The organism is Cetobacterium sp. (assembly GCF_048470075.1).
In the GTDB taxonomy this organism is placed as follows: domain Bacteria; phylum Fusobacteriota; class Fusobacteriia; order Fusobacteriales; family Fusobacteriaceae; genus Cetobacterium_A.
Genome location: NZ_DBGBQB010000348.1, coordinates 1 through 9,957 on the forward strand (window position 1 = coordinate 1; position 9,957 = coordinate 9,957).

A 9,957-nucleotide genomic window follows, 5' to 3' on the forward strand; every position below is an offset into this window, starting at 1 on the left:
AAGTGTAGTAATACACTTTATTATATTATTTTGAAAAAAAAATATAAATGTGTCATACTATTCAAGAGTATAACACATTTATAAGGGGGATAAAATGAAAAAATATATAAAAATATTATTAACTTATATATTACTTATAACTGGTCTATTTGGGGCATCACAGGAACAGATAGTAAAAGTTGGATTGGGATATAGTGGAAGGTCGTATGATCCACATAGACATACGGATAGTTCCACTTTAGCAATAACAAAGCAAATATATAATAATCTATTTATTCTTAATAGCAAAAATGAGATTGAAGGAGAGTTGGCACAAAATTATTTAATAAAAAATAATATGGTTGAAATAGAGTTAAAAAAGAATATTTTCTTTCAAGATGGAGAAGAGTTAAACTCTGAAATAGTGAAAAAAAGTTTAGAGAGAAATAAAACTATACCAGTTACTAAAGTATTAGTAGATCCCATTGAGAAGATAGAGATTGTTGATAAATATAGATTAAAAATAAAATATACAACAAATGTGGACATATTATTACATAATTTAACCCACTCATCTATGGCAATAGTAAAAGAGGATTCACAAAATAAACTGGTAGGAACAGGACCGTTTAAACTTTTAGATTGGGGAACAGGACAGAAGGTTATATTGGGAAAAAATCCTAGTTATTTTAAGGGAGCCCCTAAAGTGGATAAATTAGAGTTTTTAACAATACCAGAAGCTCCAAATAGATATATAGCTTTAGAGACAAATGAGATACAAATAGCATATGACATATCTGCAATAGATGTAAAAGCCTTTAAAGATTCAAAAGATTTAAAAATAATAAATGAACTATCATATGGAACAGATTTTTTATCAATTAATACAGATAAAGCTCCATTAAGTGACAAAAATTTGAGAAGAGCTATCGGATATGCTTTGAATAAAGATGCGATAAATGAAGCAATTTTTGAAAATACATCAAAAGTGGCCAATTCTATAATAACACCAAATACTTTTGGTTATTCAAGTAAAGAGGAGAAAGAATATAATTTAGAAAAAGCTAAAGAGATAATGGCGAACTATAAAACTCCAATAAAAATAGAGCTATGGATATATGAGGACACAAGTAAATATCAAATGGCTCAAATCATACAAGCTAACTTAAAAGAGATTGGAATTGATGTAAGCATACAAACTTTAGAGCTATCATCTTTTTTACAGCTAACGGCACAAGGTAAGCATGATGCACTTATAGGACTTTGGTATACAAGCACAGGAGATGCTGATTATGGATATTATCCATTGTTACATAATAACTCTAGAGGTGGAGTAGGTAATAGAAGCTTTTATAATAATGAGCAAGTTAATAAGCTTTTAGATGAAGCTAGAAAAGAGTCTTCAAAAGAGAAAAGAAAAGAGAAGTATGAAAAAATTCAAAAAATTATAGAGGATGAAAAACCTATAATTCCAATCGTTTATAAAATGTACAATATTGGAATTAATAAAAATGTAAAAGGTTTTAAATTTAATCCAAATGGGAATCATGTTTTAGAAAATATTGGATATTAAAGCCAAATGAGGAGAGAAATTCTCCTCATTTTTTGTTATAATAGATTATACATACTATGGGGAGGGAAAAATGATAAAATCAATAGCATTAGATTTAGATGGGACATTATTAAATTCTAAAAAGGAGATAAGTGAAAAAAACAGAGATATTCTAAGAGAACTTTATAAAAATGGTATAGAAGTTATAATTGTAACGGGAAGATCATACAGTGCAACTAAAGAGGTTATAAAGAAATTAAATCTACCAATAACTGCAATCTGTTATAATGGAGCAAAAGTAATAGATACAAAAGATGAAACAATACTTTTAGAAGAACCACTTTCAGAAGAGATAATTAAAATTTTGATAGAGATTTCTAGAAAAAATAATATTCATCTAAATTTATATCAAGATGAAGAGTGGTTTGTAGAAAATGGATTCAATTGGCAAACAAAATATTATAGAGAAAATATAGGGATTGAAGCAATTGAAATAGATTTTAATAAATTTTTAAATTTTGCGATGACAAAAGCATTATTTATTGATGAAAGATATAATCTGGAAAAAATAGAGAAAGAGTTAAAAGATAGAATAGGGGATACAGTTCATTTAACATATTCTCAAGAAAGATATTTAGAAGTTTTAAATAAAGAGGTAAATAAAGGAAAAAGTTTAGAGAAAATTTTGAAATTAAAAGGGTTAACACTGGAAACATGTGTGGCCTTTGGAGATGCAAACAATGATAAAGAGATGATTGAGATGGTAGGTTATGGAGTAGCTATGGGAAATGCTGAAGAAAATTTAAAAAAAGTAGCTAAATATATAACTGCTTCAAATGATTGTGATGGTGTGTACGAATTTTTAGTACAAGAGTTATAAAAAAGTGGGATTTATGCCCACTTTTTTATAACTCTTCTGAAATAGCCCAAGCTATTTGATCTTTCATTTTATCGAAATTCTTTAAGTATTTTAATTCAACCATCTCTCCAAATAATTTTAGCTGAAAGTTTCCAATTAAATTTAAGTTTTCTTTAAGATCGATACTTCTTCTTCCATAAGTAAGACTTCTTTTTTCAGTTTCCTCTCCAATACGAACTAAAAGCATTCCTTTATTGAATCCTAATATTTCAACCTCTTTTACTCTATCGTAGAATTCACCCTCAATTCTTCTCTCTTTTCTAGCTTCAGCATTGACTCTTTTGTTTTCAGCTCTTCTTCTATCCTCTTTAGCTTTAACAATTCTTTTAGCTTTTTTCATATTTTTTAGTTCATTATATTCTGTACCTTTAGGTTTATTTTTACTAATAATTTTCATAAACGCTCCTTTCACAATGTCTTTTATCATAATATTATAAAGGCTTTTACAGTTTTTTACAAGAAATAATTAAAAAAAAGATTTGACAAATACCGAAAAATGTTATATTAATTTATTAACGAACATGTTCACGAGAACAAAGGTAGGTGTGAAGTGGTTACGCAAGCAGAATTAGCTAGAATTTTAGGAATAACAAGAACAACGGTGGCAAGGGCACTAAATGGAAGTAAAAATATAAAGTTGGAAACAAAAGAGCGAGTTTTAAAATTAGCTAATGAAATGGGATATGAAAAAAACTACTTAGGAAGTTCGTTAGCAATAAAAGAGAAAAAAACAATAGTAGCTATAATAGTAAAATCGATTAATGAAGAGTATTCAAAAAAACTGAAAAGTGGATTAAAGGATTTTCAAGAAGAGATAAAAGCCTATGGGGTAAAAATAAAAATCTTAGAAGCTGATATAAATGATAGTCAAGGACAGATAGAGATTTTAAAAAAAGCACTGGAAAAGAAAATTCATGGTTTAATAATTATTCCACTAGATAGAGAAAAGATAATGAAATTATTGCAACCAATTAAAAATGATTTAAAAATCGTTTCAATTGGAAAACAACTTTTTGAAGAGGATGGATATATAGATTCTAGGTATGAAAAATCTGGAAAAATAGCGGCAGATGTTTTATCAAATATAGTTAGTGAGGATAAAAAAATATTGGTGATAGATGCAGGGGATGACTTGATATCATCAAGAATATATTTAAAAGGAGCTTTAGAAAAATTAAAAAAGCTCAATAAAAAGATTCAAGGACCGATTCAAATTAAAAATTTATTAGAGAATAAAAAACAAATTTTAAACTATCTTTCAGATGAAGTAGAGGGAGTGTACATAAATAGATATGCTCCTGAAATAATTGAATATCTTGGGGAGATAAACAAAGATAATTATAAGTTTGTAACAAACGGTTTTAATGAAAAAATACGGGGATTGATAGAAAGTGGCAAAGTGGTTGCCACAGTATCAGAAGATTTCTATAACCAAGGATACATAGCAGGAAAAAAGATTTTTGAAGCATTATATAAAACAAGTTTAAAAAGATCTCATGAATATCAAACTAGAATAGATATACTTTTTAAAGAAAGTTTGGATTAAAAAATGAGATTACTATATAAAGTCAAAAGTAAATTCTAAGGGAGGAAATTTTAATGAAAAGAGTGTTAAAAGTAGCAGGATTAACATTAGTATTTGGGATGGTAGCATTTGGGGCAAATGAAAAGGTTTATAAATTAAGAATGGGGTTCACGCCAAATACAAGTTCAAATGAGTATAAGGCAGCAGAGTATTTTGCAAATAATCTAAAAGAAAAATCAAATGGTCAAGTACAAGTGGAGTTGTTTCCAGGGGCTCAACTTGGAGATGATAGATCAATGTTAGAGCAAATATCAGCTGGGGTTCTAGATATGGGATTCGCTGAGATGGGTAGATTTAATATTTTCTTCCCAGAAGCTCAAGTATATTCATTACCATATGTAATTCAAGATTTTGATCATATGAAAAAGGCAACATTTGATACGGAGTTTGGAAAGAATTTACAGAAGAAAATTAGTGATAACTTAAATATAGAGATTTTATCTCAAGCATATAATGGAACAAGAGAGACAACAACAAATAGACCAATAAACAACATAGAGGACATGAAAGGATTAAAACTTAGAGTTCCTAAAGCGGATGCAAACTTAGAGTATGCTAAAAATACAGGGGCATCACCAACTCCAATGGCCTTCTCTGAAGTGTATTTAGCATTACAAACAAACTCAGTTGATGGGCAAGAGAACCCATTATCAGCTATTAGAGCTCAAAAATTCTATGAAGTTCAAAAATATTTAGCAATGACAAATCATATATTAAATGATCAGCTGTACTTAGTAAGTAATTCAACTATGAAAAAGCTGCCAAAAGATCTACAGGAGTTAGTAAAACAGGAAGCGGAATCAGCTGCTCAATACCATACAAAACTATTTATGGATGAAGAAGCTAGTTTATTAGATTTCTTTAAAGAGCAGGGAGTAACAATTACTTATCCTGACTTAGGACCGTTTAGAGATGCAATGCAACCATTTTATAATGTTTATATAAAAAATAATGGAAAAGTTGGTAAAGCAGCACTGGAAGAGATTACAGCAGTTAAATAGAGAGTGATAGTATAGGAGTTGGACAGATATGAATATAAGACGAATTTTAGATAACATAGAGGAAATCATAGGAGCTGCACTTTTTATAACAATGTTTGCTATATTAGTGGCACAGATTGTTTTTAGACAGATATTTAATTCTCCTCTAGTTTGGAGTGAAGAACTGGCAATTTTATTGTTTGTATATGTAGGAATGCTAGGAGTGAGTATAGGAATAAAATATAGACAACATGTATTTATAGATTTTCTATACAATAAATTTTCAGGAAAAGGTTTAAAAATAGCAAATACATTTATTCAAACAATTGTTTTTATAGCTTTAGTTGCAATGATTCAGATAGGTTATAAACTTTTTTTAAGAAAAAAAATGTTTCAACTGATAGCACTGAAAATATCAGCAGGTTGGATGTATGTAGCACTACCTTTAATAGCGACATTGATGTTAATACGATTCATTCAAGTTCTTAGAGAAGATTATAAAGAGGGAAAATTTATTGTTTCTCCTAAACACACAGATACTGAAAATGATGAAAAGGTGGTGAGCAAAGAGTGTTAACATTAGTAACGTTTTTATCATGGTTTGGACTTATATTTGTGGGAGTGCCTGTTGGATTCTCATTGGTGTTTGCAACTTTACTGTTCTTTGCACTTACAGATTGGAATGTTATCTATTTTGTAGGATCTCTTTTGGTAGATAGTTTAGATAGCTTTAGTTTACTAAGTGTTCCGTTCTTTGTACTAACTGGGGTACTGATGAATAGCTCAGGTATAACAGAGAGAATATTTAGATTTGCAAAAGCATTATTGGGACATTATACTGGTGGAATGGGGCACGTAAATATATTTGCCAGTTTAATATTCTCTGGAATGTCAGGGTCAGCACTTGCTGATGCAGGTGGATTGGGACAACTTGAAATAAAAGCTATGAGAGATGAAGGTTATGACGATGATTTATGTGGAGGGTTAACAGCAGCTTCATGTATAATAGGACCTTTAGTTCCTCCAAGCATAACAATGATTATCTATGGAGTTATAGCAGATCAATCAATAGCAAGATTATTTTTAGGTGGATTTGTTCCTGGAATAATTTTAACATTTGCTCTTATGATAATGAACTACTTTATCTGTAAAAAAAGAGGTTATAAAAGAGCACCAAAAGCTACAATGCAGGAGAGATTAATATCTTTTAAAGAGTCATTTTGGGCTCTACTAACTCCTTTTATCATAATAGGAGGTATTTTTTCGGGATACTTTACGCCGACAGAGGCAGCAGTAATTGCTACATGTTACTCAATGGGATTAGGATTCTTTGTATATAAGGAATTAACTGTGAAAGGGTTCGTAAAAGATGTTATAGAGACTATAAAGATAAGTGGAGTAACTGTTTTAATGATTATGGGAGTTACTTTCTTTGGTCAAGTTATAGCGAGAGAACAGATTTCAATGAAAATAGCAGAAGTATTTTTAACATTTGGAAAATCACCATTAATGGTTTTAGTGATGATAAATCTGCTTTTAATTTTCTTAGGTACATTTATAGAAGCTCTAGCACTACAGGTTTTAGTTTTACCAATGTTGATACCAGTGGTGATTCAATTTGGAATAGATCCAGTGTTCTTCGGGGTTTTAAGTACATTAAACTTGATGATAGGAATTTTAACACCACCAATGGGAATGGCTTTATTTGTGGTATCTAGAGTTGGAAAAATTCCAGTTAGTACCATAACCAAGGGAGTAATACCTCTTTTAATACCAATAATAATAACTTTGGTTATATTGACAATATTCCCACAAATTGTTTTATTCGTTCCAAACTTAATATTAGGAGCTTGATAAAATGCCAAATATAGATTTGCCAATAGATGAATTAAAAAAATATAGAGGGATTAGTCCAACTCCTTTAAATATGGTTGAATTTTGGCAAGATTCATTAAGAGAGCTAAGAGAGACAGAAGCGGGAGTCGTAATGACTCCTGCGGAGTTTCAAAGTCCTCTGTGTGATTGCTACAATTTAACTTTTAAAGGAATAGATGGCGAGAAGATATATGTAAAAATGTTATTGCCTAAAAATATTTTAAAACCAGTTCCAGCAATAGTAGAGTTTCATGGTTATGGCGGAAATGGAGGAGACTGGTCTAGAAGAATGAGCTACGCAGCATCAGGAATTGCATACTTTGCCATGGATTGTAGAGATCAAATGGGAAAAAGTGGTAATGAGTACTTTAGGGCTGGAAATTTAATAAGAGGGTTATTAGAAGGACCTAAACAAAGTTATTATAGAAAAGTTTATTTAGATGCAGTGAGACTATTGGATATTGTTTTTCAGATGGAAAAGATTGATACCTCAAATATAGCCACTTTAGGATATTCACAAGGTGGTGCAATCTCTTTAGTAACAGCATCACTAGAAAATAGAGTTTCTAGGATATTTGCAATTTATCCATATCTATCAGATTTTAAAAGAGTATGGGACTTAGATTTAGGAGATTTTGCATATAGTGAATTAAAAGATTTCTTTAGATGGTATGATCCACAACATAAAAATGAAAATAAGTTTTTTGAAACATTAGGATATATAGATGTAAAAAATTTTGTAGAAAATATACAGGGAGAGGTAACAATGGTAACAGGATTAATGGATAAGGTATGCCCACCATCAACTCAATTTGCAGTTTATAATAATATAAAAAGCAAAAAGGAGCATATTATTTACCCTGATTTTGGTCACGAGAACATTAATGGACTAGAGGATCTAATTTATCAATGGGCCTTAAACTTATTAAAATAAAAAAATTTGGAGGAAAAAATGAAAGGAATTTACTCAGCATTACTAATCTCTTTTGACAAAAATGGAAACTTAGATGAAAAAGGAATAAGAAATATTGTTAGATACAATATTGATGAAATGAAGGTAGATGGACTATACGTAGGTGGAAGTACTGGTGAAAACTTTATGATTTCAACTGAGATGAAAAAAAGAATATTTGAAATTGTAAAAGATGAGGCTAAAGATGCAGTTAAACTGATTGCACAAGTGGGATCTATTAACTTATATGAGGCAGTTGAATTAGGAAAGTATGCAACTGAGTTAGGATATGACTCACTATCTGCAGTAACACCATTCTATTATAAATTTGACTTTGAGGAGATTAAAAACTATTACATGACAATAGTAAATGAGACTAATAACAATATGATAATCTATTCAATTCCATTTTTAACTGGAGTTAACATGAATGTTGAGCAGTTTGGAGAGCTACTTTGTCATGATAAAATTATTGGTATCAAGTTTACAGCTGGAGATTTTTATCTTTTAGAGAGAGTTAGAAAAGCTTTCCCAAATAAATTGATATATGCAGGATTTGATGAGATGTTATTGCCAGCGGTAGCATTGGGTGTAGACGGGGCAATAGGAAGTACATACAATGTAACTGGAAAGATAGCTAGAGAGGTTTTTGATGCAACAAAAGCTGGAGATTTAGCTACTGCAAGAGAGAGACAAACTTATTTAAATGATATAATCGAAGCCATTTTAGGAAACGGACTATATCAAACTATAAAAGAGATTTTAAAGTTAAAAGGTGTAGATGCAATTGGATATTGTAGATTACCAATGAAAAAATTATCAGCAGAAAAGATAGAAGCAGCAAAAGAGATAGGAAGAAATTTTTTATAGGAGAAGTTTAATGAATATAATAGCCATTGATATTGGAGGAACAGAGATAAAATATGGCTTAGTTAGCTCAAGAGGAGAAGTTATATTCTCCTCTTCTTTACTAACAGAGGCCTCAAAAGGTGTAGAACAGTTATTGGAAAAAATCTATGGGATAGTTGAAGAGCTAAAAACCAATAGAATTTTAGGTATAGCCGTTTCTGCCACTGGACAAATAGATGGATCTATTGGAAAAGTTGTAGGAGGAACAGACCTAATTCCTGGATGGATTGGAACTAATCTAGTAGAGATATTAGAAAAGAGATACAGCGTTCCAGCAGTTTTAGAAAATGATGTAAACTGTGCTGCTTTAGGTGAGATGTGGATGGGAGCAGCCAAAGGTAAAGAGAATTTCCTATGTTTAACAATTGGAACTGGAATTGGAGGAGGAATTGTTTTAAAAGGTGAACTTTTAAGAGGGGAAAGTAGTGTAGCAGCAGAATTTGGACATATACAGATTGTAAAAAATGGACTTCAATGTGGCTGTGGAAATAGAGGATGTTATCAAAGCTATGCTTCAACAACAGCACTTTTAAGGTTGGCTGAAGAGAAAACAGGTAAAAAATTAAATGGAAAAGAGATATTTGATGAGGTTCATAAAAATAATAAAAAATATATAGAGATTGTTAATGAGTGGGCCGATTACTTAACAGATGGATTATCCACACTAATATATATTTTTAATCCCTCACTTATTGTTATTGGAGGTGGAGTTTCTAAACAGGGTGAATTTTTAAAGAGTATTTTCCAAAAAAGTTTAGAGAAAAAAGTCATGAAAAATTATTTGGATATCCTTGAGATAAAAATGGCTGAAAGGGGCAATGATGCGGGAATGTTAGGAGCTTCGTACCTACTTTTAGAAAAAATAAAATAAAAAACTTCAAAAAAAACATTGACAAAAAAAACTTTTCATTTTACAATAGATTTCATAACAACAGTAAAAAATTGAATAGAAAATCGGATGAAGATATAGGGAGAGAGCCGTAATGGCCACCGAAGAAGTGAATCTTTCAGGTTAGTTGAAAAACTTGAGGACCTATATTGGACGAGCCTCTGGAGAGACTCTATGAGCACCGAAGGAGCAAACCCAAATGTAAAGTTTGGACTAAACTCTCAGGTAAAAGGACAGAGGAATTATGCAATAAAAGTTTTTTTGTATTAAACTATTTTTTGTGTATAATTCTTTTTTAATTCCAGAAGGTATTTTTT

8 protein-coding genes, 1 pseudogene and 1 riboswitch are annotated in these 9,957 nt (G+C 30.5%); of the genes and pseudogenes, 8 read left to right on the plus strand and 1 reads right to left on the minus strand.

The annotated features are described in order from the left end of the window. The first annotated feature begins 94 nt into the window (after nucleotides 1-94). Both ACMOUI_RS12070 and ACMOUI_RS12075 read left to right on the plus strand, forming a co-directional pair. Nucleotides 95-1,552, plus strand: coding sequence for an ABC transporter substrate-binding protein (locus ACMOUI_RS12070; RefSeq protein ID WP_418965941.1), 1,458 nt, complete (start codon nucleotides 95-97; stop codon nucleotides 1,550-1,552). Nucleotides 1,553-1,622: 70 nt separating this feature from the next. After that, complete coding sequence (locus ACMOUI_RS12075) at nucleotides 1,623-2,411, plus strand: Cof-type HAD-IIB family hydrolase (RefSeq protein WP_418965942.1); 789 nt, start codon at nucleotides 1,623-1,625, stop codon at nucleotides 2,409-2,411. Nucleotides 2,412-2,436: 25 nt separating this feature from the next. On the opposite strand, the gene ACMOUI_RS12080 is transcribed toward ACMOUI_RS12075, so the two are convergent. Continuing rightward, a complete protein-coding gene (locus ACMOUI_RS12080) occupies nucleotides 2,437-2,847 on the minus strand; it encodes a hypothetical protein (protein ID WP_418965943.1) in 411 nt (136 codons plus the stop codon). Between the two features lie 153 nt (nucleotides 2,848-3,000). Between ACMOUI_RS12080 and ACMOUI_RS12085 the strand changes: the two genes are divergently transcribed. The 6 genes and pseudogenes from ACMOUI_RS12085 to ACMOUI_RS12110 all read left to right on the plus strand — a co-directional run bounded on the left by ACMOUI_RS12085 (nucleotide 3,001) and on the right by ACMOUI_RS12110 (nucleotide 9,622). Next, nucleotides 3,001-3,996, plus strand: coding sequence for a substrate-binding domain-containing protein (locus tag ACMOUI_RS12085; protein WP_418965944.1), 996 nt, complete (start codon nucleotides 3,001-3,003; stop codon nucleotides 3,994-3,996). Between the two features lie 53 nt (nucleotides 3,997-4,049). Then, nucleotides 4,050-5,036 (plus strand): sialic acid TRAP transporter substrate-binding protein SiaP, encoded by a 987-nt coding sequence (locus ACMOUI_RS12090; RefSeq protein WP_418965945.1) that lies wholly within the window; start codon nucleotides 4,050-4,052, stop codon nucleotides 5,034-5,036. Between the two features lie 28 nt (nucleotides 5,037-5,064). Further along, a pseudogene (locus ACMOUI_RS12095) lies at nucleotides 5,065-6,869 on the plus strand (TRAP transporter large permease subunit). 4 nt (nucleotides 6,870-6,873) lie between these two features. Then, the gene (locus ACMOUI_RS12100; protein WP_418965946.1) at nucleotides 6,874-7,824 is read left to right on the plus strand and encodes an alpha/beta fold hydrolase; all 951 of its coding nucleotides are present in this window, start codon (nucleotides 6,874-6,876) and stop codon (nucleotides 7,822-7,824) included. Between the two features lie 18 nt (nucleotides 7,825-7,842). Continuing rightward, nucleotides 7,843-8,712, plus strand: coding sequence for an N-acetylneuraminate lyase (locus ACMOUI_RS12105; RefSeq protein ID WP_418965947.1), 870 nt, complete (start codon nucleotides 7,843-7,845; stop codon nucleotides 8,710-8,712). Between the two features lie 10 nt (nucleotides 8,713-8,722). Beyond that, entirely contained in the window at nucleotides 8,723-9,622 is a 900-nt protein-coding gene (locus ACMOUI_RS12110; RefSeq protein WP_418965948.1) for an ROK family protein, read from the plus strand. A 169-nt stretch (nucleotides 9,623-9,791) separates the two neighbouring features. Then, a riboswitch (glycine riboswitch) is annotated at nucleotides 9,792-9,887 on the plus strand. Nucleotides 9,888-9,957 lie beyond the last annotated feature (70 nt).